This window comes from Bacteroidota bacterium, from assembly GCA_038746285.1.
Lineage (GTDB): Bacteria > Bacteroidota > Rhodothermia > Rhodothermales > JANQRZ01 > JANQRZ01.
This window is the reverse complement of record JBCDKT010000010.1, coordinates 1-21,350: the sequence shown is the minus strand read 5'-3', so window position 1 is coordinate 21,350 and position 21,350 is coordinate 1. Positions and strand designations below refer to the sequence as shown.

The window sequence follows — 21,350 nt, the reverse complement described above, 5'->3', positions numbered from 1 at the left end:
GAGTGTGAGTGTTTAGTGGTGAACTGTAAGTAGGGGGTCGCCTTCCGTTGGCTGGGTAACGGGTCAGTCCAGGCTTCGGTCGAGCTTGACGAGGAGACCGTGGAGGCGGTCGAGGTCGTCAGCGGACAGGGCTGAGAGACGGTCTTCGATGAAGGTGTCGTGGGCGGGGACCTCGCGGTCGAGCAGCGCACGCCCACCCTGCGTGAGATGGACCGCCTTCGTCCGCCCGTTGGGGACCCGGTGGACGTATTCCTTCGCTTCCAGCTTGGCGAGGAGTTGGCTCACGTTCCCTTTCGTGGTGGCGAGCCGGCCGGCCAGGTCATCTTGGAGCGCCCCTTCGGCTGCGCCGACCGCCGCGAGCAGAGCGAACTGTCCCGCCGTGAGGTCGAGGTCTGCGAGTGGGCCTTCGGCCGCGCGGCCTACCTTTTGGGCTACGCGAACGAGCCGGAGCCACGTACGGACGGGGAGCGAGCGAGTGGTCATAGTATAGTGCTAAACATTGGTGTGCCCCATAAGTTTCTTCCCCGTCCGCATCGAGGTCAGGAAAGACCCCGTCGACGGCTCCGGCTACGACGCGATCGGCCTCTGTACAGCCGCACCTGGGGCTGGGCTAGAACTTGCCGCCGTTGACGGAGTCTGCTGCGGCCGGGACGTCCTCGGCGTTGGTCCACCGCTCGGCGACCATCCCGCCATCGATCCGGTACAGATCCACCTGCGCGACCTCCTGGTCTCCCCGCGACGCGCGGCAGAGCGTCGCCACGAAATTGCCCTGGCCGACAAGCAGAAAGATCTCGTGGTACTGCAAGCGGTCGGGAGAGCGGAGCATCGCCCGGAAAGCGTCGAGACCGTCTGCTAGGTCTGCATCGTGCTGCACGATGTCCTGCGCGATGTAGTCTGCTGCCCTCGGGGAACGCTCACCCGGTGTCAACAAGTCCTCGGTCATGGACCGGACGAGGGCTTTGTTGGCTTCGGTTTGATCCAAGTCCTCGATCTCCGTTGGCCCGTCGACCGACGTGTGGCCCGACGGCGTCTCCGCGACGTACGGTGCGATCACGTCCCAATGCTCGACGATTAGGTCGTCGGAGTCAGTATCGAAAAAATCCGTCGTGACCCATTCGGCCGCACCGTTGTTCAGGCTCTGATAGGCGTGGACGAAGACGTAGCGACCGTCCTCGATGCCGCGAACGATCTCGATGTCTCGGATCGGGTTTCGCTGAATGAATGGCTCGAAGAAGGCGACGAAGCCCTCGACACCGTCGCGTACACCGGTCGAGTGCTGGGTATAGCGGTCGCCTGTGTAGCGAGTGACGGCTTCTCGTGCGCGTCCATCCCGGATGCCCTCGAGGTAGAGAGCCTTTGCATGATCGAGCTTCCTAGACATAGCGGGGGAGTACGGAGAACCAGGAGTGCGGTAGAACAGCGTGCGGCTATGCCGCGCCCCGAGCGAGAGCGGTCCGACCATCCTCTCTACTCGGGCAGCGCCCTGACGCTGCGAACGGGGCCGACATCGCCCACTCGGGATGTCGAACGAGGCCAAAGCCTGCTGCGAGGGCCAGGAGTAGGGGCACGACGGAAGGGGAGCGGGTGATACGGTCGGTAAAGGAGAGAACTTGGTTGAGCGGCATCAACGGCGCGAGTGCGGCACAACGGAGCGGCGCTTCAGCCGTGCCGGGGACGGAGCGTTCCGGTCGAAGATAGCGACTGGCGGTAGCACGGCGAACGCGGAGCCGTTCAGCCCGACGTTGGCCTGCGAGCGCGGGACTCTCCGAGTACCTTCTCGCGGGTACGGGCCGGGAAGCGCCGGGCACCTATTTCGTGGAGGTGAACCGGGCAATACACGACGCCTTGCACCCTATGCCTCGCATCCCACCCAGATATGCCGATGTCGATCTGCCAGTGCTGGCCGCAGCTGGAGCAGCGACTGAGGCTGGGCCAGCCACCCGCTTTGGTTGCCACCTCCGTCGAGCGCTCATCGAGGAGAGGGTGCGACTTTCCTCTGTACCGGAATGCGTTAGGTAGCTAGCCGCAGCAACTCATTTTGGAGAGGGCGTTTCTGGACGGCGTAGACGTGGTTGTCCCAGGCGTTCGTGTAGTCCCGGACCCAGCGCATGCCCGACGCCTCGGCGAGACGGCGGTACGCATCGCGGCCGAGCGAGGTGTAGCCAAACGTCACGCCGTCCATCTTGCTCTCCGTCACGCCCTTCGCCTCGCCCGAGGTAAACACGAAGCGCCCGCCGGGTCGGAGCCACCGTGCCACCTTCCCGATCACGGCGGCCTGCTCGGTCTCTGACAGGTGAAACAGCACGCCCCAGGCGACGACGGCGTCGAAGGTTTCCGGTTCGAAGCGGGCGTCCTGGGCGCGCTCGCAGCGGGCGGGCACGGCGGGGAAGTGCGTGCGGTACCTCGCCAGCATCGCTGGGGACGAGTCCAGCCCGGTCACGGCGAAGCCTTGTTGGAGCAGGAAGCGGGAGACCGGGACGCCGTTGCCGCAGCCGAGGTCGAGGACGGCCGCGCCGGCCGGGAGGGGGCAGGCGAACGCCGCGAGATCATCCAGGCCGGCCTCGGGGTCGCGCGCTAAGGCGTACCAGTCGGCGATCTGGTCGTACGGGCGCACAGCAGCCTCAAACGCCGACGCTGAGCGTCAGCGTCGTGTACGTCTGCACGGGGCGACCGCCGTGGCGGCCGGGGCGGAAGCGTGTGCGGCGGGCCGCGTCGAGCACAGCCTCCTCGACGCCGTAGCCGATCTCGGCGACCCGCTCCTCGCGGTCGCGCTTGTCGAGCAGCACCCGTTCGAGGATGACCGTCTCCTGCACCCGGCCGCGCTCGTCGATCAGGGCGCGGATGCGGACGCGGGCGCGGATGTCGCGTCGCTCAGCCTCGCGCGGGTAGTCTGGGAAGACTGGCGTCACCGTGCGCGGCCGGCGGTCGGCGCGCTCGACGAAGACCGGCCCTTCGGGTTCGCCGTCGAGTTCCTCCAAGCCCGGCGGCGCGTCGATCTCGACGGGCGCGACGTCCGGGCTAAGGTCGGGCACGTCGAGTTCGATCACCTCCTCGGGGATTTCCACGTCGTCCGGCACCTCGACGGGCGGGAGCGTCGGCGGCGGGGGCGGGGCGGCCCGGCGCGTCTGCGCCGTCGGCTCGATCAGTTCGAGCTCGATCCGCTCCTGCGGCGTGGCGACGTAGCGCCGCTCGGGAGCCGGCCGCTCGGCGGGCCAGAGCCGGAAGGCCAGCGTCAGCACGAGCAGGCTCAGCGCGAGCGCGCCCAGGATGCGCGCCCGGTAGGCCTGGTTGTGGCCTTCGGAGCGGAGACGTCGGGGATGCGGGGAGGTGGGCTCGGGCACGAGGGAGAAACGCAGCGTGTCGGGGTGGAAGTATAGCGCGGGGTCGGGTGTGAAAAGAGGCACAAAGGCGAGTCGCCGCGCCTGGGCCGGCGCGCACGGCTTGCCCGGACCTCGGCGCGCGGCGTAGCTTCCGTCTGCTGCGCACCCTGCCTCCACTACCTGTGCCCGACGCACGCCTCGTTCTGCCCGACCCTGACCGGAGCCGACTCGCTCCCTAGCCTTCCCGTTTTGGGGAGGCTTTTTTTATATCGACCCTCCACGCCCGACGATACGTCAGTCTCCATTGGCCCCTGCTTTCCATGACGCCTGACTCTACCTCTGACCGCGCCCCGGCGAAGCTCGCCCTCGAAGACGGGACCGTCGTCACCGGCCTGGCCGTCGGCCACCTCGGCGAGACGGCCGGCGAGCTGTGCTTCAACACGAGCATGTCCGGCTACCAAGAGATCATGACCGACCCGAGCTACGTCGGGCAAATCATGATGATGACCTACCCGCACATCGGCAACTACGGCGCGGCCGAGGCCGACCTCGAAGCCGACCGCCCGATGGTCGCCGGCCTCGTCACGCGCGCCTTCGTCGATCAGTATTCCAATACGCTTGCCGACGAGAGCTTCGAGGCCTGGATGCGGCGGCACGAACTCGTCGGCATCACCGGGGTCGACACGCGGCGGCTCGTCCGGCGCATCCGACAGGGCGGCGTCCTGAACGCCGTCATCTCGTCGGTGGACCTCGACGACGACAGCCTCGTGGCGAAAGCGAAGGCGCACCCGAGCATGGCCGGGCTCGAACTCGCCAGCCGCGTCACCACCAGCGAGGCCTACGACTTCGCCGAAGGGGAGGGCCCTCGGGTCGCGGTCTACGACTACGGCGTCAAGCGCAACATCCTCCGCTCGTTTGCCCGGCGCGGCTGCACCGTCCGCGTCTTCCCCGCATCGACCCCGCTCGCAACGGTCCTCGACTGGAACCCCGACGGCCTCTTCCTATCCAACGGCCCCGGCGACCCGCGCGCGATGCCGGACGCCGTCGAGACCGCGAAGGCCGCCTCCGAGAGCGGGCTGCCGACCTTCGGCATCTGCCTCGGCCACCAGCTCATGGGCCTCGCGCACGGGATCGAGGTCTACAAGATGAAGGTTGGCCACCGCGGCGCGAACCAGCCCGTCAAGAACCTCGACCGAGGCGACGTCGAGATCTCGACCCAGAACCACGGCTTCGCCGTTGAGGAAGACTCGGTCACCGATGCCGTTGCCCGCGTGACCCACCGCAACCTCAACGACGGGACCGTCGAGGGCCTGCGCTTCGTCGCCTTCCCCGGGCTCTCAGTGCAGTACCACCCCGAGGCGTCGCCCGGCCCGCACGACAGTGCCTACCTCTTCGACCAGTTCCTCGACCTCATCGCCGAGACCCACCCCGAAACCGCCTGACCGATGGCTGACCCTCGCGCTCGCATCCGCCGCGTTGTCGGACGCGCCGTACCGCGCCCGCCGATGGAAGTCGCGTGGCGGCTGCGCTGCGAGATGAAGGCGCTCGGCCTCCTCCCACCCAACCCCGATGGACACGTTCGCAAGCGTGTCGGTCGTCCGCCTCCTCCTAAACTCCTTCCTCCGGCCTCCTGATGGCTACCGAACGCAAAGCACACATCGTCTACTACGACCCCGACGCCGAGGGCGAGTCCGCCTCGCTCGCCGCGCTCAACGACCTCCTCGGCGACGGCTGGCTCCCGCTCCACGTCGCCGCGATGGGCGGGGCCTCGACCGGCATCGACTCCGACCTCGCGCCCCGCGCCGGGTACGCCGCGCTCGTCGTCCTCGAACGGCCGAAGGACTACACCGTCAGCGGCTTCGGCAGCTGACGAGAGCAACCGGAGCAACGCTCTGTACGGGCGGGTCTCAGACCCGCCCCCACGTCTGCGCCACCGCTACGCTTCACCCACACCGCCGTGCCCAAACGCACCGACATCAACAAAATCCTCCTCATCGGCTCCGGCCCGATTGTGATCGGGCAGGCGTGCGAGTTCGACTACTCCGGCAGCCAGGCCTCGAAGGCGCTCCGCGCCGAGGGCTACGAGGTCGTCCTCGTCAATTCCAACCCGGCGACCATCATGACCGACCCGGTCATGGCCGACACGGTCTACCTCCAGGAGCTGACGCCGAAGTCAATCAAAGAGATCGTCGAAAAAGAACGGCCCGACGCCGTGCTTCCGACGATGGGGGGGCAGACAGCGCTCAACCTCGCCGAGGTGCTCCACGAGGAGGCGTACTGGAAGACAATGGGCGTCGACGTGATCGGGGTCGACATCGACGCGATCCGCATCACCGAGGACCGCCAGCGCTTCCGCGACCTCATGGAGTCGATCGGCCTCGACCAGGCGCGGAGCCGTGTGGCGAAGTCGCTCCTCGAAGCCAACGAGATCGCCCAGGAGCTAGGCGGCGGGCTCGGCTTCCAGCCCATCGTCATCCGGCCGAGCTTCACGATGGGCGGGGCCGGCGGCGGCATCGTGTGGTCGGCCGACGAGTTCGACCGCAAGGTCACGCGCGGGCTCGAGCTCTCGCCCATCCACGAGGTGTTGATCGAGGAGTGCCTCTTCGGGTGGAAAGAGTACGAGCTCGAACTTCTCCGCGACGCGGCCGAGAACGTCATCATCATCTGCTCGATCGAGAACCTGGACCCGATGGGGGTCCACACGGGCGACTCGGTGACCATCGCCCCGCAGCAGACCCTCACCGACAAGCAGTTCCAGCAGATGCGCGACGCCGCGATCCGGGCAATGCGCTCGATCGGCACCTTCGCCGGCGGGTGCAACATCCAGTTCGCCTTCGACCCCGCGACCGGGCGCATGGTCGTCATCGAGATCAACCCGCGCGTGTCCCGGAGTTCGGCGCTCGCGTCGAAGGCGACGGGCTACCCGATTGCCAAAGTCGCCGCCCGCCTCGCCGTCGGCTACACGCTCGACGAACTGCCGAACGAAGTTACCGGCACGACGAGCGCGTGCTTCGAGCCGGCCCTCGACTACGTCGTCACCAAAGTCCCGCGCTTCAACTTCGAGAAGTTCGAGGGCGTCGACGAGGAACTGACGACCCAGATGAAGGCCGTCGGCGAGGCGATGGCAATCGGGCGGACGTTCACCGAAAGCCTCCAGAAAGCCTGGCAGAGTCTCGAACTCGGCTACGCCGGCCTCGGGGCCGACCGCGACCCGGACCACCGGACGAGGGTCCGCGAGCGGCTCAAGAAGTCGTATTGGGACCGGACGCTCCAGATCCGCAACGCCTTCACCCACGGCGCGAGCGTCGAGGAGATCGCCGACATCACCCGCGTCGACCCCTGGTTCCTCCACCAGATCAAGGCCCTCGTCGAGACCGAGCGCGAGATCAGCACCCTCGCCCTCCACGAACTCGAGGCCAACCTGTTGCTGCGCGTCAAGCAGCACGGTTTCTCCGACCGCCAGATTGCCTTCCTCCTCAAAGACGAGGTCACCGAAGACGACGTGCGGGCGCATCGCAAGGAGCTTGGCCTCACGCCGACCTACCGGGTCGTCGATACCTGCGCGGGCGAGTTCGCCGCCGAGACGCCGTACTTCTACTCGACCTATGACCAGGGCGAGACCGAGAGCGAGGCGACGGACCGCCGGAAAGTCCTCATCCTCGGCTCCGGCCCGAACCGGATCGGGCAGGGCATCGAGTTCGACTACTCGTGCGTCCACGGCGTCCTCGCCGCGCGCGAGCTCGGCTACGAGGCCATCATGATCAACTGCAACCCCGAGACCGTCTCGACCGACTTCGACGTGGCCGACAAGCTCTACTTCGAGCCCGTTTTTTGGGAGCGCGTCCTCGACGTGATCGAGCACGAGCGGCCCGAGGGTGTCATCCTCCAGCTCGGCGGGCAGACCGCGCTCAAGCTCGCGGGCGGGTTCCAGGAGCACGGCATCCACATCTTCGGGACGCCGTACCCCAAGATGGACCTCGCCGAGGACCGGGGTAAGTTCTCCGAAATCCTCGAAGAGCTGGGCGTCCCATTCCCCGAATATGGCATGGCACAGACCGTCGACGAGGCGGTCGACGTGGCCGAGGGGATCGGCTACCCGATCCTGATCCGCCCGAGCTACGTCCTCGGCGGCCAGGGGATGCGGATCGCGATCAACAAAGAAGAGGTCTCGGGCTACGTCGCCGACATCCTCCAGATGCTCCCCGAGAACGACATCCTCCTCGACCTCTTCCTGGAGAACGCCATCGAGGTTGATTGCGACGTGATCTTCGACGGCGACGAGCTCGAAGTCTGCGGCATCTTGCAGCACATCGAGCCCGCCGGGGTCCACTCAGGTGACTCGACGGCCGTGCTCCCGCCGTACTCGCTCTCCGACGAGGTCCAGGCCACGATCCGCGACTACGCCGAGCGCATCGCCCGGCGTCTGGAGATCCAGGGCCTGATGAACGTCCAGTTCGCCATCAGAGACGAGACGGTCTACGTGATCGAGGCCAACCCGCGTGCCAGTCGGACGGTCCCGTTCATCGCCAAGGCGACCGGCATCGCCTACGCCGCGATTGGGACGAAAGTCATGCTCGGCGAGAAGCTGGCGACGTTCCGCGAGCGAGGCGAGCTCGAGAGCACGCTCGAAGGCTACGCCGTCAAGGAGCCGGTCTTCTCGTGGACCAAATTCCCCGAGGTGGCGAAGGAGCTAGGTCCCGAGATGAAGTCGACCGGCGAAGCCATCGCCTTCGTCGCCGACCTGACCGACGAGCACTTCAGCCGCCCCTACGAGATGCGCAACCTCTACCTCAGCCGGTAGCCGCCGTGCCGCGCATCTCCGAGTTTTTCGGCATCGTTATAGCGATCTACTACGACGATGCGGGCCAGCACAGCAAGCCGCACTTTCACGCGCAGTACGCCGAGCACCGGGCCGTCTTCAGCATTCCCGACAGCGACTTGCTAGCAGGCACCCTTCCGCGTCGACAGCGGCGACTCGTGCAAGCGTGGGCGGCCCTGCGCGAAGCCGAACTGGAACAGGCGTGGAGTCGCGCGTTGAACATGGAGCCTCCCGGAACCATCGAACCGCTTCGCTGACCATGCCTGAAGTCCAAACTGAGCCAGAAGTCGTCGTAGGCCCTGAGCCGCTGGCCCCGCGTGTTGTCGCCGTGTCGGCGGTTGGAGGCGCGACGATTCGTGTTGCGTTCGAAGACGCTGAGGTGCGGACCTTCGATGTAGCACCGCTCCTGACGCGAGGGGTGTTCCGGCAGCTTGCCGTTCCCGATGCCTTTGCAGCAATCAGCATCGTGGAAGGCGGCGGCGGCGTCGAGTGGGCTGCCGGTCCTGACCTCTCCGCGAATCGGCTTTACTTCGATGGAGAGCCTGCTGAGGCGGCGTAGTTACAGACACCGCCTTCGTCGCCGACCTCACCGATCATTGCCTTTCAGACGCCCCTACGAGATGAGGAATCTGTATCTTAGCCGTTAGCGGGTTGTCCAGATGCGGCAGTCAGTAGCTCCCGGGACACTATCTCTTTGACCAAGCTCATTTCACAAATGCGCGTAGCAGTCATTCATCGTCTTACTTGCTTCGTGTTCGGAGCGTTGATTACGGCTGGCTGCGATGCCGGGTCTCCAGAGTCACCCGCTTCTTCCGTGGACACCACGCCCCCGGAAGTGACAGTGCTGAGTCCTCTATCCGGGGCTACGGTAGAAAGCACAGTCACTGTTGACGTGGACGCAACGGACGAGAGTGGGGTAGAACGCATCGAACTCTGGATTGACGGAGCGTTAGAAGCAACAGACCCAGAGGCTCCGTGGAGTCTCGCGTGGGACACAAAGAACTACGATAACGGTACGGTGCTTCTCTCAGTTAAAGCGTTTGACGGGGTAGGCAACGAGGCTTCCACTGCGCCTGTGAGCATGGACATCGCAAACGTCTCCAGGGTGTCTATCGTCAACACAGCCCGAAGTACGGTAGAAGTGGTGCTCAACGGTGGTCAAACAGTCCGCCTGAGCAGTAATGAGACTCTCATGTACTCAGAGGCAGGCCAAGAGTCTCTTTCGTACGAGGCTGCTACAGCTAGATTCTATCCGAACGCTGCGAGGCCGGATCCGCAGGTGCTCTGGTCCGGTCTAGTCGATCTCAGCAGTGGGCGAGACCGCGAAGTCATGCTGGAAGTCTCGTCGTCGTATGCTTTGTTTGCTTACGAACCTACTGATAGTAGGTCTTTCTCTAGGGTAGTCGCATACTACGATGACGGAACGACAGCGACGATCAATGCCTTATTCCAGCTAGGGGGAGGACCGATAGGGTACTTGCCTATCGATGGGCTCGCCTACATGGAGGGGTACGGGGCTGGAATACAGGCGTTTTGGGTTCCAGGTAAAGACTTTGTCGTCCCCAACGTGCCCAACCAATTAATTGTGCTAGAGTACCCGTTTCTGGAGCCGTGAGGAGAGTTCCGTTTGCGGTGTGTATCCGGTAGGCTGATCGCGAGCTTCAGCATGGACGATCTCGTCGAGGGGCTCGCCTTCCATGAGGTCAGCGTAGAGGCGTTCGGCGGTCTCGAGCAGCACGTCGGGGCGCTGGTAGAAGCCGCTGTCTAGGCGCTCCTGGATCTGGTCGTGCCGCTTGTCAGGCAGATCGGGCGGTGTGGGGGTAGCGTCGTGCGCGAGCGTGAAGCGGAGTGGTTGAGCACCCATAGTGTGAGACTCGATAGCGAACGGAAGGCGAAGGCGGAAGGAGACCGACCGTAGCAGAGGTATCGGGCAGTCCAGAGGATTAGTAAAGAGACGAGGCGAAAGGGCCGCGTGCTTACCCAGCAGCCGGGGCAAACGCGAGGCCGCGCGGCCTCGCTGCCGGCGTCTGTAACGGGTACGTGACCGCCTGGGGTTTCGGATACGTGCACCGGAAGACTTGCGCTTAGCGTGTATCGATACGACCTTCGGCCTCTTCCCTCACTAAACCGGTTTGCCCTATGCAACCCTCTTCTTTCCTACGCGGTGGCCTGTGCGTCCTCGCCCTCCTCGCGCTGGCTGCAGGAGCGCCCGACGCCGCCGCCCAGGAGACCGTTCGCTCGTGGACGAGCGACGTCAAGCTCGACAACGGAGCCACGGCAGCGTGGACCACCACCATCGTCTACGACGCGTCGAGCGGCCTGTACACCCGCACGATTACCGATGCGTCGGGAGCCGTCGTCAAGCAGACGACCACCGACACGGCCGTCGTCGCGCCGAGCGACGAGGAGATTGCCCGCGCCCGCGCCCTGATCCTCGGCGACGCTGAGCTTGGCGCGCTCTACGACCGGGCCGACAACCCGACGCTCTCCGGCGGGTTCGTGCTGGTGCGGGAAAAGGGCCACGCCTGCGCCCCCGGCTCGCGCTGCCTCATGTTCGACATGTACGACGTCGAGGGCCGGAGCGCGGAGCGCATCCGGTTCATCGTCGTCGACCTCGGCACGGACACGATCGTCTCGCGCGACTTCGACCCGGCCCGGGACAGCAACGAGACCCGGTTCAACCGCGACCGGCGTACCGACAGCCGCTAACCCTTTCCCAACGCCAACCTATTCAACCATGCGACACGTATCACCTGGCTTTATCGCGGCGCTGGGGCTCCTGCTCGTCACGGCACCCGCGCACGCCCAAGACTTCACCTTCTCCGCCCCTCCCACCTACAGCGCCACGGCAGACTGCAACGCGCCCATCATGGGGCATGTGGACTGGCCTGCCGACAACCCGGTCTGGTCGTTCGACTACGTCCGGCCCACCGAAAGCTCGGGCACCGACGGCTCGGGCCTGGAAATCCTCAACGCGTACTACCGGGGTTACCTCGTCTTCAAGCGCGCCCACACCCCCATCCTCAACGTCGAGTACGACGGGAGCGGGTGCGGCTGCTTCCGGGACTGGAACTACTCCGAGGCCGGCTTCGCCGTGACGGGCATCCGTCCAGGGGGCTGCTTTGCCGACGCCACTCCCGGCACCGTCCAGACCACCTGCGACAGCAACCAGGACGGCGGGATGGGCGGCGACACTGGCAGCTTCCGGGGTGTCGCCATCGAGGAGTACGACGACGAACTCGTGCTGACGACCCATATGAACGCGGGCTGGTACCGCTACCGGATGAAATGGCACTTCTACCGCGACGGGCGCGTCCGGCCGGAGTACTCCTTCGCCTCGGCGTCCGCCGTCTGCACCGATCAGAGCCGCCGCCACCACGTCTACTACCGCTTCGACTTCGACCTCCTCGAAGGGCAGCCGAACAACGGCGAGGACCAGATCTACGAGGTCAACCCGGCGACCAACCAGGTCAAGCGCCTCGCGCAGGAGGCCCAGCGCACCTGGGGTGATCCGGCCGACGGCGTCTTCTGGGCCGTGCGCGACGCCAGCCTCCGGGCGGGGTACAAGATCATCCCGTCGCCGTCGGACCTCGCGCTGCCGGTCGATAGCTTCTCGAAGCTCGACATGATGGCGGTCAAATACGTGCCGGGCGAGTTCGACGACGATAGCCCGGGGTGTGCCATCGACCCGGACCGGCCGCAGCTCGTCAGCGGCGAATCGCTCGTGGGCGAGGACGTCGTGCTCTGGTACCGCGCCAGCGCGGGCAAGGAGGCAGGCACCCCGTGGCAGTGCGACGTCGCCGGACCCACGCTGGAGCCCTTCCGCAACGACGGGCGCTCGCGCTCCGGCGCTGAGCCGACGGTCGAGGAGTTCATGTCGACCGCTCCGCTCCGCGCCGCGGCTGAGGCGAGCACGCTGCCCGAAGGCTACGTCCTCGAAGGAGCCCGCCCGAACCCGTTCGACGCCACGACGAGCGTCCGCTTCCAGGTCGCCGAAGCGCAGGACGTGACGGTCGCGCTCTACGATGCCCTCGGCCGGCGCGTCGCCGTGCTCTACGAAGGCACGGTCGACGCCGACCAGTTCCGGTCGGTCGAGATCGACGGGCGCAGCCTGCCGAGCGGGACTTACACCGTCGTGCTCGAAGGAGTCTCGGTGCGCGGCTCGACGCGCGTAGTGCTGATCAAGTAGGGCACACCGGCTCTCGCTTGGCAGAGGCGCGCCTGGTCTATCGGAGGCCAGGCGCGCTTCTTTCGGAGCCGGGCTCGCGGGGCGCTGGCGGCGTGCCGCTCGTCGGCGAAGTCCACCGAGAGAAGAGGCAGCGAGCACGGTGCGGCTTACACAAATTGGGCATGTCGCCGATAAAGAGACTGGTCGCCCGGGCAGTCCCGTCGTCGCTGACGAGGCGTGCCCCTTGCTCTGTTTCGCCCACCCCCAGCTTCTATGCGCCAGCCGCGCGACACGCCTTCCGCCGTTTCTGCCGACGACGCGCAGGCCTCGACCGGGAGGGTGCGCGTTCTGGTGCTGGAAGACAACACCGAGTCGAGGCTGCTGCTGAGCCACCTGCTGCGCAAGGAGTTCGACGCCACGCTCGCCGGTGGGGTGGACGAGACGCTGGAGGCCGCCGCAGCCAACACGTTCGACGTGGCCCTGCTGGACATCAACCTCGGCGAGTCGCGCACGGGGATCGACGTGCTGGAGGCGATCCGCGCGATGCCGCAGCACCGCACCCTGCCTGCGCTCGCGTGCACGGCCTACGCCTTGCCCGGTGACCGCGAGGACTTCCTCGACGCAGGCTTCGAGGGCTACGTCAGCAAGCCGTTCGTCAGGGACGACCTCTTCGACGCGCTCCGCAGCGTGGCCAGCCTGCGAGCCTGAAACCCGACCGCCCTAGACCGCGTGCTCGGCCACGGCGAAGCGGCGGAGAAACGTCGAGAGGAGGCCGTCCACTTCCGGCGTGTCCCGGAGCTCGGCTACGGTCCGCTCGAACTCGGCCTCGCTCTGGGTCTCGGTGTAGTAGGCCCGGTAGGCCACGAGGCGCTGCCGCTCGCGCTCCGCGTCGAGCTCGCTGTGAAACTGCGTGCCGTAGATCGGACGCCCCTTGATGCGGAACGCCTGGAAAGGGGCCGTGTCGTTCCGGGCAAGCTCCACGGCCTGGTCCGGCAGCACGCTGACGCGGTCCTGGTGTCCCATCTGGGCGGAGAAGCGGTGCGGGAAATCGTGGAACAGCGGGTCGTCCGCACCGGCGTCGGTGAGGCTCACCTCCTGCGTGCCCATCTCGCTGCGCGCCACGTCCTTGATGACCGTGCCTCCGAACGCCCGCGCGATGAACTGGTGCCCCCAGCACGACCCGAAGAGCGGCAGGTGACGCTCGTAGCACGCCTCGACGAGCCGGATGAGGTCGCCGGTCCAGGGGTACGTGTGGGTCACAGAGTACGCCCCGGCCCCCCCGATCATGACGGCGTCCACGTCGTCGAGAATAGATTCTTCGAGAGGTTCGGCGAGCGCGCTCGTCGTCAGGAGCTGCTCGGGGCGGATGTGGCAGCGCTCCAGGAACGTCTGCTGCTCCTCCTGGATGACGGCAGGGCGCTCGCGGACCTGGATGAGACGGACGCGGAGATGGTCGTAGCTGGGAGCCATGGCGGGGAGGGGGGAGGAGTCAAGCGCCCTCAACGCCGGGCGGGACGAGAAGATCGGCGAAATAGGTGCGAAGCGTCCGGTAGAGCCGGTGCAGCGGCAGGCCCACGACGTTGTAGTAGTCGCCCCGGACGCCGGCCACGAAGAGCGCGCCCAGGTCGTCCTGGATGCCGTAGCCCCCGGCCTTGTCGAGCGGCGAGCCGGTCTGTACGTAGGCGGCGATCTCCTCGGGGCTGAGGTCGGCGAAGGTGACCTCGGTCGCCTCGCGCACCGCCACCGCACGCTCGGCGCGGACTAGGGCGAGGCCCGTGTAGACCGTGTGCGAACGCCCGCTCAGCCGGCCCAGCATCGCCATGGCCTCGGCCTCGTCGGCCGGCTTCTCGAGTACGTCGCCGTCAACCACGACGAGGGTGTCAGCTCCGAGGACGAGCGCGCCGGCGTGGTGCGGTGCGACCGCGCGCGCTTTGCGCTCGGCGAGCAGCCCCACGGCGTCAGCGGGTGCCGTGCCCGGGGGAATCGTCTCGTCGGCATCGCTCGGATGGACCACGAAGGGGAGGCCGAGGCGCTCCAGAAGTTGCCTCCGCCGGGGCGACTGGGAGGCGAGGACGAGCGGGACGCGAAGACGAAGCACGAGCGGCGGGACCGAGACGAGGGCGCAAGATAGGCCTTCTCACCGCGCCTCGGGCGCTAGGACGGGGAGCGCCGGAATCCGAAGACCTTCCGTGGCGGCTGAGCCCGCTTGGTCCGCTCCGAGGGCACGCGCCACCTCGGGAAAAAGAGCGTCACGAACCCCCAGGTGACGGTCAGTAAGAGCGCGAGCACGAGCGCAGCACGCCCTAGCCAGTCGCCGTGGAGCGTGTAGTAGGTCTGCTCGTGAAGCAGCGGGACCGATACCTGCTGCACCGTCTGCTCCATCCACCCCGTTGACTCGTGGACGCCGCCGTCGGGCCCGATGAGGCCGCTCTGGCCCGTCACGGCCCCGAGCACGACGGCGCGCCGGGTCTCGACCGCGCGGAGCCGCGACAGTTCGAAGTGCTGGCGGTAGCCCGCGGACTGGCCCCACCACCCGTCCTGCGAGAGCACGGCGAGGAACTCGGCCCCCTTCTTTGCCAACTGCCGCGCGTGGTCGCCGAAGATCGACTCGTAGCAGATCAGCGTGCCGAACTGCGTCGGGCCGGCCTCCATCGTGCGGATGCGGCGTCCGAGGCCGTAAGCGCCGACGCCGCCGGAGGCCACGCCGAGCGCCGCGAGCGCCGGACGCCACTCTACCAGTGGCACGCGCTCGGCGAACGGAACCATGTGGATCTTGTCGATCTGCTGGGTGCGCCCGTGCCCCTGGAAGAGCAGCGCGCTGTTGTAGTAGGGCGTGACCTGGGCAAACTTCTCGGCATCGACCGCATCGACGGTCAGCGAAGGGGCCGAGTCGTACCGGGTGATGGCACCCGTCAGCAGCGCGACGTTGTGCTGCAGCGTCCACCGGCTCAGGCGGTTGTAGAGCGCCCGCTGGCGCCGGGCGTCAGCGTAGACCGGGAGCGAAGTCTCCGGCCAGACGAGCAGGCCCGGGCGCCGCGCGCCGCGCTCGCTCTCCTGGAGCTGCTGGACCGAGAGCGAGGCCATGAGGTCCACGCGCGCCCCGTTCGTCACGTCCGACCAACTCCGGGGTGACACGGCGGGCTGGACGATACCTACTTCGAGCGACGCCGTGGACGTCTCCAGGTTGTCCACGCGCCACCACCCGTAGCCGACCGGAGCCGCCACGAGCGCGATGACCACCGCAGCCAGCCCCACGCGCGCCAGCACGACCCGCGACTCCAGCGTCCAGAAGATGAAGCCGTTGACGAGCCACACCCACAGCGTCAGGCCGCCCACGCCGGTCAGGTCGGCGAACTGGTTGAACGGGGTCGCCGCTGCCTGCGTGTTGCCCAGCAGCAGCCAGGGCATGGCCACCGGGCCGTGCATCAGCGCGAACTCCATCGCCAGCCAGAACGTGACGAGCACGACGAAGCCGGCGTTGAACCCGAACCTCCGCTTCGCCAGGCCGGCCGCCACGACCGGCAGCGTCATCGGGACCGGCAGGAGCAGCAGGCCGAGGCCCGAGGTGAGCGCCGTCAGCACCTGCTCGTGGAACAGCACCCAGTGCCCGGCGATCGCCGCCATGATGAGGAACGTGGAATAGGCTTCGCGCAGCAGCATCCAGCCGAGCGGCAGCCGGCTCCAGCGAACCAGCAGGGGGACGAGCGCCACGTAGGCCAGCCACCAAAAAGGGAACGGTGGAAAGCTGAGCCCGAGCATCACGCCCGAGATCAGCACCCAGATCGAACTGCTGAACTGGTCGACGAAGCGGTGGCGAGGGAGGGCGTTCAAAGCAGCGTGGTGGGGCGAGGGAGGGCAAAAATGACCAGAGCCTGCCGAGGAGTGGTGGGGCAAGCTCTGGAGTCCACTGGGCATGTATCGGTTAGTCCAGCGCCGAACTAAAGGGCGGCCGATTCACGCGGTGCCGGGTTGATTCGGAAAGCCCTTGCGGGTACTTTCGGGCGGCTCACCTTCTCCTCTCGACGCTCCCCATGCCCGTTCTCAGCATCTGCAACCACAAAGGCGGGACGGGCAAGACGACGACGACGATCCACACGGCCGCAGCGTTCGGGCTAAGTGGGCACCGCGTCCTCGCCGTAGACCTCGACCCGCAGGGCTTCCTCACGCGCCTCCTCGGCGTTGACGAGCCGCCTGAGGCCCGGTCCTCGCTCGCGCTCTTCGACCCCGAGGTGCAGCCCCGCGACCTGGAGGTGGCGCGGCTGCACGGCTTTGACCTGCTCCCGGCCTCCTACAGCATGACGAAGGCGGCGCGCAAGCTGAGCCGCCCGACCGACGTGCTCTGGATCAAGGAGGCGCTCGAGCAGGGGCACGACTACGACCTCGTCCTCCTCGACACCGCTGCCGCGATGACGGTCTTCAGCCTCAACGCGCTCGTGGCGAGCGACGCCGTGCTGATTCCGGTGACGCCCGAGTACCAGCCCGTCGTCGGGGCCGAGCAGACCTACGACACGGCCAAGCTCGTCCAGGACAAGCTCAACCCGTCGCTCGCCGAGCCCCTCTTCCTGCTGACCCAGGTCGACGCCCGCAAGCGCGACCACGACCGCTACGGCCGCTACGTCCGCCAGAGCTACGGCGACCGGGTGCTCGGCGCCGAGGTCCGCACGAGCGCGGCGCTTGCCGAGAGCACGCACGGCGGCGAGACCGTCTTCGACCGCGACATCGCCTCGCGCGGGGCGCGCGACTACGCCAACGCCGCCGACGAACTGCACCGCCACCTCTTTCCCGGCGCGGCTGCCAGCGCCCCACCGGCGTCTCAGGTTGAGCCTGCGCAGGCCCCGGCCAATACGCTGTCCTCGGACCCGGACCCCAGCATGCTGAGCGGCGGCATGTGGATGACGCTGAACCGCCTGTAGGAACGTTTCTCGTTCGTGGTTCCTAGTTTCCGGTTGGTTGAGGGCGACGGGGGCACCGAGTAGAACGCAAGGACTCGCCACAGGCAACCCTAGACTAGAAACCAGAAACGCCAAACCAGAAACTCTGTGTCGAACGCCTCCGAGCAACGCTTCTCCTCGCGCTGGGCGCTGCTGCTGAGCGTGCTCGGCATTGCCGTCGGGACGGGCAACATCTGGCGCTTCCCGCGCATCGCAGCGCAAAACGGCGGGGACGACGGGGCCGGCGCGTTCCTCTTCGCGTGGCTCGTCTTCCTGCTCGTCTGGAGCGTCCCGCTCATCATCGCCGAGTACGCCCTCGGGCAGCGCGGGCGGCAGGGGGTCGTCGGGACGTTTGCGAAGCTAGCGGGGGAGCGGTTCGCCTGGATGGGGGCCTTCGTCGGGTTCGTCGCCACGGCGATCATGTTCTACTACGCCGTCGTCGCCGGGTGGTGCTTCTACTACACCACCGAGTCGCTCCTGGCCGGGCTGCCGCTCACGACCGAGTCGGCCATGACGGCCTGGGACGGGTTCCAGTCGAGCGGGTGGCCGCTCGTCTTCCACGCCGCGGCGATGGTCTTCGGCGCGCTCGCGTGCTGGCAGGGCGTCCGCTCCATCGAGCGCGTCAACCGCGTCCTCGTCCCGACGCTGCTCGTGATCGTCGTGCTCGCGGTCGTGCGGGCGCTGACGCTGCCGGGGTCGGGCGCGGGGCTGGCCTACCTCTTCACGCCCGAGTGGAGCCAGCTCAGCCAGCCTCGCCTGTGGCTGGAGGCGCTGACCCAGAACGCGTGGGACACCGGGGCCGGGTGGGGCCTGATCCTGACCTACGCCGCCTACATGAAGCGCGAGCACGGCGTCGTCCGCAACGCCTTCCTCACCGGGATCGGCAACAACACCGTCTCCATCCTCGCGGCGACGATGATCTTCGGGACCGTCTTCGCCGTCCTCGGAGCCGAGATGAGCCGGGGCGAGATCCTCGACGTGATGCGGACGAGCGGGCCAGCCTCGACGGGGCTGACGTTCATCTGGATGCCGCAGCTCTTCGCGCAGATGGCCTTCGGCAAGGCGCTCGCCGTGCTGTTCTTCCTCGCACTCTCGTTCGCCGCGCTCTCGTCGCTGATCTCGATGATCGAACTGGCGAGCCGCGCCCTGGTCGACTTCGGGCTGCCGCGCACCCGCGCCGTGGGGACCGTCGCGGGCGTCGGGTTCGTCCTCGGCGTGCCCAGTGCGCTGAACCTCAACTTCTTCGCCAACCAGGACTTCGTCTGGGGCGTGGCGCTGATGATATCGGGCGCGTTCGTTGCCTTCGCCGTCATCCGCCACGGCGCGGCGCGGCTGCGGAGCGAACTCGCCACGCCCGAAGACTGGCGGCTCCACCCGGCGTGGGACGGGATGATCCGCTACCTGATCCCGCTCGAAGCGGTCGTCCTTCTCGTCTGGTGGCTCGGCCTCGCCGCGACGGTCTACGCGCCCGACACCTGGTACAACCCGCTCGACCCATTCAGCCCGATGACCTGCCTCGTGCAGTGGGCCGTCGCGCTCGGTTGTTTCGTCGCGCTCAACCGCTGGATGGCGCGGCGGACGCTCGGCGAGGTCAGCTCGGAATAAACCGAGGCCGCTGCCCGACGCTCGCGTCGTAGGCATTCGCCTCGCGGAGCGCGGCTTCCTCGGCGCGGATCCGCACGCGGAGGACGAGCGCGTTGAGGACCGTAAACACGAGCGCCGTGCCCCACGCCGTGTGGATGAGCGGGACGGCGGCGATTTCGAGGATCACGCCGAGATAGTTCGGGTGGCGGATGCGGCGGTAGAGTCCGCTCGTGACGGGCGGAGCACCGGGCAGGATCATGATGTTGGTGGTCCAGCGTGGGCCGAGCGTGCGGATCGCGGCGTAGCGGAGCGCCTGCCCGACCCCGAGCCCGACGAAACCGACGACGGCCAGCCACGGGACGAAGGGCCGGCCCAGCAGAAACACCTCGGCGAGCATGGCGACAAACCACGCCGTGTGCATCGCTTTCATCCACGGCATGTGCCCCGCGCCCGCCTCGACCCCGCCCTGCGCCCGGATCGCCTCTGCGTTGCGCCTGCTCAGCCGAAGCTCCGCCACGCGCTGCACCGCGATGAGCGCGACGAGGCCGAAGAAAAGCCACTCAGTCAATAGAGTCGAGGTTGGCATCGGCACGCTCTGCTATTCGTCGCCGAGGTCAAACGCTCGGTTCAGGTCTCGGGCTGCGTGGATGACGCGTAGCAGTTCGATGCCGTCGTCAAGCGGCTCGTAGAACGCAGTGAAGCTGCCGATCACGAAGCTCCGCACCGTTGTACCTATCTCCGGTCTGGCTCGACCCATGAACGGCTGCGTCGCCAGCAGGCCGAGACCGTCATTGAGGCGGTCGAGGGTTTTATCTGCCGTTGCCGGGGATCGTTCGGCCAGGTAGAGCCAGATGTCGGTGATGTCCCGTCGAGCAGGTGGTGTCTGAAGGACGCGGCCCATGCGGTGTTCAGGACGTACCGGGGCGACGTGCTTCGAACGCCTGGCGGGCCTCGCGCTTGATCTCTTCCATATCGAGTGGCACCGAAGGACCGCTCTGCTTAGCCTCCCGCATCAGGTCCTGCAGCTCTTCCAGCGTGTAACGGCGGCGGTGCTCTCGCTCCTCAAGCAGGCGCAGGCCGTCCCGAAAGACCTCACTCGCGGAGCTGTAGCGCCCGGTCTCGACGAGCGTTTTCACGAAGCTCTCCAGACTCGGCGGTAGCGATACGTTCATCGTTGCCATTACTTCGGTTCAGCTATCCCAACATGAGTTGCATCCAATTGGCAACTATTGCCATCGGTTCCAAGCGCGACCGCAGCGCCTGCCTTACCACTTCAGCAAGACCAGTTCGGCAACGAAGCCGGGGCCCATCGCGAGCATCAGGCCCCACGTGCCTGCGGGCGGCGGGTCGTCGCGGAGGACGCCGTCGAGGATGAGGAGCGCCGAGACCGACGAGACGTTGCCGACCTCGCGCAGTACGTCGCGGCTGCGCTCCAACGTCGTCCCGTTCAGCCCGAGGCCGTCTTCGAGCGCCTCGATCACCTTTGGCCCGCCGGGGTGGCAGAGCCACCGCCCAACGTCGCCGACGGCCAGGCCGTGGTCGCCGAGGAAGCGGGCGATCTCGTCGCTCAGCGGTCCGCGCGCGGCGTCCGGCACGTCGGCCGAGAGGACGATCTGCATGCCCGACTCCTTGATCTCCCAGCCCATGAAGTGCTCCGAGTCCGGGAACAGCACCGAGCGCGTCGCCACGATCTCCGGCCCGCGCCCGGCGCGCGGGTGCTCGTCGCCGACGAGGAGCACGGCCCCGGCGGCGTCGCCGAAGAGCCCGCACGCGATCAGGTTGGCGATCGAGACGTCGTGCTTCTGGATCGTGAGCGAGCAGAACTCTTCGGCAAGTAGCACGGCGGCTTCGCTAGGGTGACCGCGCAGGTAGTCGGTGACGCGGGCCAGCCCAGCGACGCCCGCCACGCAGCCCAGCCCGAAGAGAGGCATCCGCTTCGTGTCGGCCCGAAATGGCATCCGGTTGAGCAGGAGCGCGTCGATCGTGGGGATAGCGAGGCCGGTCGTTGTGGCGAAGGCGAGCATCCGCATGTCCTCCGCCCCGAGGCCGCTCTCGTCGAAGAGCCGGGTCAGCGTCTCGCGGCCGAGTTCGTAGGCGACGCGGCCGAAGATCGCGTTCGGGGCCTCCCAGCCGCGGAGGTCGTAGTACTCCTCCTTCGGGACGGCGATGTGGCGGCCCTCGACGGTCGTGTTCTCGTGCATCCGCGCGACGCGCTCGGCGTTGACGCCGTACTCGCGCCAGAGCATCTGCAGGTCGTCGCTGATGGTCTCCTGCGAGTAGAAGTGCGGCGGAAAGCCGATGGCGGTGGCGGCGACAGAGGGCATGGCGGAGTCGAAAGCGGGGCGGTGGTACGGGGGACCTAGAGGCGGGTTCTACGGGGCGGAGACTAAGAAACTGTTTGGTGAACGAAAGTCGCGGCCTGCGACCGGCTACGGCCACCCGCTGCGGCGTCGCGCTCCATCGCCGATGCCTCTGCATCGCCTGGTGGAGTCGCTACGCTCCTCGATGCTTCGCATTCGCGCTTCTTG

Annotated in this window: 23 protein-coding genes; 11 read left to right on the top strand and 12 right to left on the bottom strand. The window is 67.2% G+C overall.

The genetic code is table 11. The features are described from left to right. Window positions 1-63: 63 nt before the first annotated feature. From AAGI91_04970 to AAGI91_04955, 4 genes are all read right to left on the bottom strand, one after another. Window positions 64-483 (bottom strand): MarR family transcriptional regulator, encoded by a 420-nt coding sequence (locus AAGI91_04970; GenBank protein ID MEM1041962.1) that lies wholly within the window; start codon window positions 481-483, stop codon window positions 64-66. Between the two features lie 127 nt (window positions 484-610). Continuing rightward, complete coding sequence (locus AAGI91_04965) at window positions 611-1,381, bottom strand: nuclear transport factor 2 family protein (protein ID MEM1041961.1); 771 nt, start codon at window positions 1,379-1,381, stop codon at window positions 611-613. Between the two features lie 630 nt (window positions 1,382-2,011). Next, a complete protein-coding gene (locus tag AAGI91_04960) occupies window positions 2,012-2,614 on the bottom strand; it encodes a class I SAM-dependent methyltransferase (protein MEM1041960.1) in 603 nt (200 codons plus the stop codon). Between the two features lie 7 nt (window positions 2,615-2,621). Further along, window positions 2,622-3,341, bottom strand: coding sequence for a hypothetical protein (locus tag AAGI91_04955; protein ID MEM1041959.1), 720 nt, complete (start codon window positions 3,339-3,341; stop codon window positions 2,622-2,624). Window positions 3,342-3,640: 299 nt separating this feature from the next. Here AAGI91_04955 and carA point away from each other — a divergent pair, with 299 nt between their 5' ends. The 6 genes from carA (at window position 3,641) to AAGI91_04925 (ending at window position 9,754) form a co-directional block, all read left to right on the top strand. Next, window positions 3,641-4,762, top strand: a complete 1,122-nt coding sequence (gene carA, locus AAGI91_04950; protein ID MEM1041958.1) for a glutamine-hydrolyzing carbamoyl-phosphate synthase small subunit — start codon at window positions 3,641-3,643, stop codon at window positions 4,760-4,762. A 191-nt stretch (window positions 4,763-4,953) separates the two neighbouring features. After that, window positions 4,954-5,190: a hypothetical protein gene (locus tag AAGI91_04945; protein MEM1041957.1), complete on the top strand. Its 237-nt coding sequence runs from the start codon at window positions 4,954-4,956 to the stop codon at window positions 5,188-5,190. A gap of 87 nt (window positions 5,191-5,277) precedes the next feature. Continuing rightward, window positions 5,278-8,121 carry a carbamoyl-phosphate synthase large subunit gene (gene carB, locus AAGI91_04940; protein ID MEM1041956.1) on the top strand — a complete coding sequence of 948 codons (2,844 nt, stop codon included), beginning with the start codon at window positions 5,278-5,280 and terminating at the stop codon, window positions 8,119-8,121. A gap of 5 nt (window positions 8,122-8,126) precedes the next feature. Then, window positions 8,127-8,396: a DUF4160 domain-containing protein gene (locus AAGI91_04935; GenBank protein ID MEM1041955.1), complete on the top strand. Its 270-nt coding sequence runs from the start codon at window positions 8,127-8,129 to the stop codon at window positions 8,394-8,396. A 2-nt stretch (window positions 8,397-8,398) separates the two neighbouring features. After that, complete coding sequence (locus AAGI91_04930; GenBank protein ID MEM1041954.1) at window positions 8,399-8,698, top strand: DUF2442 domain-containing protein; 300 nt, start codon at window positions 8,399-8,401, stop codon at window positions 8,696-8,698. A 255-nt stretch (window positions 8,699-8,953) separates the two neighbouring features. Further along, entirely contained in the window at window positions 8,954-9,754 is an 801-nt protein-coding gene (locus AAGI91_04925) for an Ig-like domain-containing protein (protein ID MEM1041953.1), read from the top strand. Here the strand turns inward: AAGI91_04925 and AAGI91_04920 are convergent. Next, on the bottom strand, window positions 9,728-10,003 hold the full coding sequence (locus AAGI91_04920) for a hypothetical protein (GenBank protein MEM1041952.1): 276 nt from the start codon (window positions 10,001-10,003) through the stop codon (window positions 9,728-9,730). The genes AAGI91_04925 and AAGI91_04920 overlap by 27 nt on opposite strands. Before the next feature lie 275 nt (window positions 10,004-10,278). Here AAGI91_04920 and AAGI91_04915 point away from each other — a divergent pair, with 275 nt between their 5' ends. The 3 genes from AAGI91_04915 (at window position 10,279) to AAGI91_04905 (ending at window position 13,015) form a co-directional block, all read left to right on the top strand. After that, the gene (locus AAGI91_04915) at window positions 10,279-10,848 is read left to right on the top strand and encodes a hypothetical protein (protein ID MEM1041951.1); all 570 of its coding nucleotides are present in this window, start codon (window positions 10,279-10,281) and stop codon (window positions 10,846-10,848) included. Window positions 10,849-10,876: 28 nt separating this feature from the next. Further along, a complete protein-coding gene (locus AAGI91_04910; protein ID MEM1041950.1) occupies window positions 10,877-12,328 on the top strand; it encodes a T9SS type A sorting domain-containing protein in 1,452 nt (483 codons plus the stop codon). A gap of 252 nt (window positions 12,329-12,580) precedes the next feature. Next, entirely contained in the window at window positions 12,581-13,015 is a 435-nt protein-coding gene (locus tag AAGI91_04905; protein ID MEM1041949.1) for a response regulator, read from the top strand. Between the two features lie 12 nt (window positions 13,016-13,027). Here AAGI91_04905 and AAGI91_04900 read toward each other — a convergent pair whose 3' ends face one another. The 3 genes from AAGI91_04900 to lnt are packed head-to-tail and all read right to left on the bottom strand — an operon-like array spanning window position 13,028 to window position 16,138. Beyond that, window positions 13,028-13,777 (bottom strand): type 1 glutamine amidotransferase, encoded by a 750-nt coding sequence (locus AAGI91_04900; protein MEM1041948.1) that lies wholly within the window; start codon window positions 13,775-13,777, stop codon window positions 13,028-13,030. A gap of 19 nt (window positions 13,778-13,796) precedes the next feature. Next, window positions 13,797-14,405: a Maf family protein gene (locus AAGI91_04895; GenBank protein MEM1041947.1), complete on the bottom strand. Its 609-nt coding sequence runs from the start codon at window positions 14,403-14,405 to the stop codon at window positions 13,797-13,799. A gap of 56 nt (window positions 14,406-14,461) precedes the next feature. Beyond that, window positions 14,462-16,138, bottom strand: a complete 1,677-nt coding sequence (lnt, locus tag AAGI91_04890; GenBank protein ID MEM1041946.1) for an apolipoprotein N-acyltransferase — start codon at window positions 16,136-16,138, stop codon at window positions 14,462-14,464. Window positions 16,139-16,338: 200 nt separating this feature from the next. Here lnt and AAGI91_04885 point away from each other — a divergent pair, with 200 nt between their 5' ends. Together AAGI91_04885 and AAGI91_04880 are read left to right on the top strand one after the other, a co-directional pair. Continuing rightward, window positions 16,339-17,220 (top strand): ParA family protein, encoded by an 882-nt coding sequence (locus AAGI91_04885; protein ID MEM1041945.1) that lies wholly within the window; start codon window positions 16,339-16,341, stop codon window positions 17,218-17,220. Between the two features lie 126 nt (window positions 17,221-17,346). Next, window positions 17,347-18,843, top strand: coding sequence for a sodium-dependent transporter (locus AAGI91_04880; protein ID MEM1041944.1), 1,497 nt, complete (start codon window positions 17,347-17,349; stop codon window positions 18,841-18,843). Here the strand turns inward: AAGI91_04880 and AAGI91_04875 are convergent. From AAGI91_04875 to AAGI91_04860, 4 genes are all read right to left on the bottom strand, one after another. Further along, the gene (locus AAGI91_04875) at window positions 18,830-19,390 is read right to left on the bottom strand and encodes an isoprenylcysteine carboxylmethyltransferase family protein (GenBank protein MEM1041943.1); all 561 of its coding nucleotides are present in this window, start codon (window positions 19,388-19,390) and stop codon (window positions 18,830-18,832) included. The two genes, AAGI91_04880 and AAGI91_04875, sit on opposite strands and share 14 nt — an antisense overlap. Window positions 19,391-19,420: 30 nt before the next feature. Next, entirely contained in the window at window positions 19,421-19,723 is a 303-nt protein-coding gene (locus AAGI91_04870; GenBank protein ID MEM1041942.1) for a type II toxin-antitoxin system RelE/ParE family toxin, read from the bottom strand. A 7-nt stretch (window positions 19,724-19,730) separates the two neighbouring features. Continuing rightward, window positions 19,731-19,994 carry a type II toxin-antitoxin system ParD family antitoxin gene (locus tag AAGI91_04865; GenBank protein MEM1041941.1) on the bottom strand — a complete coding sequence of 88 codons (264 nt, stop codon included), beginning with the start codon at window positions 19,992-19,994 and terminating at the stop codon, window positions 19,731-19,733. A gap of 93 nt (window positions 19,995-20,087) precedes the next feature. Continuing rightward, on the bottom strand, window positions 20,088-21,146 hold the full coding sequence (locus AAGI91_04860; GenBank protein MEM1041940.1) for a 3-oxoacyl-[acyl-carrier-protein] synthase III C-terminal domain-containing protein: 1,059 nt from the start codon (window positions 21,144-21,146) through the stop codon (window positions 20,088-20,090). Window positions 21,147-21,350 lie beyond the last annotated feature (204 nt).

Coding starts and splice junctions, on each gene's coding strand:
- AAGI91_04885 (MEM1041945.1), top strand. CDS start 16,339: ATGCCCGTTCTCAGCATCTGCAACCACAAAGGCGGGACGGGCAAGACG.
- AAGI91_04865 (MEM1041941.1), bottom strand. CDS start 19,994: ATGAACGTATCGCTACCGCCGAGTCTGGAGAGCTTCGTGAAAACGCTC.
- AAGI91_04900 (MEM1041948.1), bottom strand. CDS start 13,777: ATGGCTCCCAGCTACGACCATCTCCGCGTCCGTCTCATCCAGGTCCGC.
- AAGI91_04965 (MEM1041961.1), bottom strand. CDS start 1,381: ATGTCTAGGAAGCTCGATCATGCAAAGGCTCTCTACCTCGAGGGCATC.
- carA (MEM1041958.1), top strand. CDS start 3,641: ATGACGCCTGACTCTACCTCTGACCGCGCCCCGGCGAAGCTCGCCCTC.
- AAGI91_04860 (MEM1041940.1), bottom strand. CDS start 21,146: ATGCCCTCTGTCGCCGCCACCGCCATCGGCTTTCCGCCGCACTTCTAC.
- AAGI91_04905 (MEM1041949.1), top strand. CDS start 12,581: ATGCGCCAGCCGCGCGACACGCCTTCCGCCGTTTCTGCCGACGACGCG.
- AAGI91_04915 (MEM1041951.1), top strand. CDS start 10,279: ATGCAACCCTCTTCTTTCCTACGCGGTGGCCTGTGCGTCCTCGCCCTC.
- AAGI91_04930 (MEM1041954.1), top strand. CDS start 8,399: ATGCCTGAAGTCCAAACTGAGCCAGAAGTCGTCGTAGGCCCTGAGCCG.
- AAGI91_04945 (MEM1041957.1), top strand. CDS start 4,954: ATGGCTACCGAACGCAAAGCACACATCGTCTACTACGACCCCGACGCC.
- AAGI91_04910 (MEM1041950.1), top strand. CDS start 10,877: ATGCGACACGTATCACCTGGCTTTATCGCGGCGCTGGGGCTCCTGCTC.
- AAGI91_04970 (MEM1041962.1), bottom strand. CDS start 483: ATGACCACTCGCTCGCTCCCCGTCCGTACGTGGCTCCGGCTCGTTCGC.
- AAGI91_04920 (MEM1041952.1), bottom strand. CDS start 10,003: ATGGGTGCTCAACCACTCCGCTTCACGCTCGCGCACGACGCTACCCCC.
- AAGI91_04870 (MEM1041942.1), bottom strand. CDS start 19,723: ATGGGCCGCGTCCTTCAGACACCACCTGCTCGACGGGACATCACCGAC.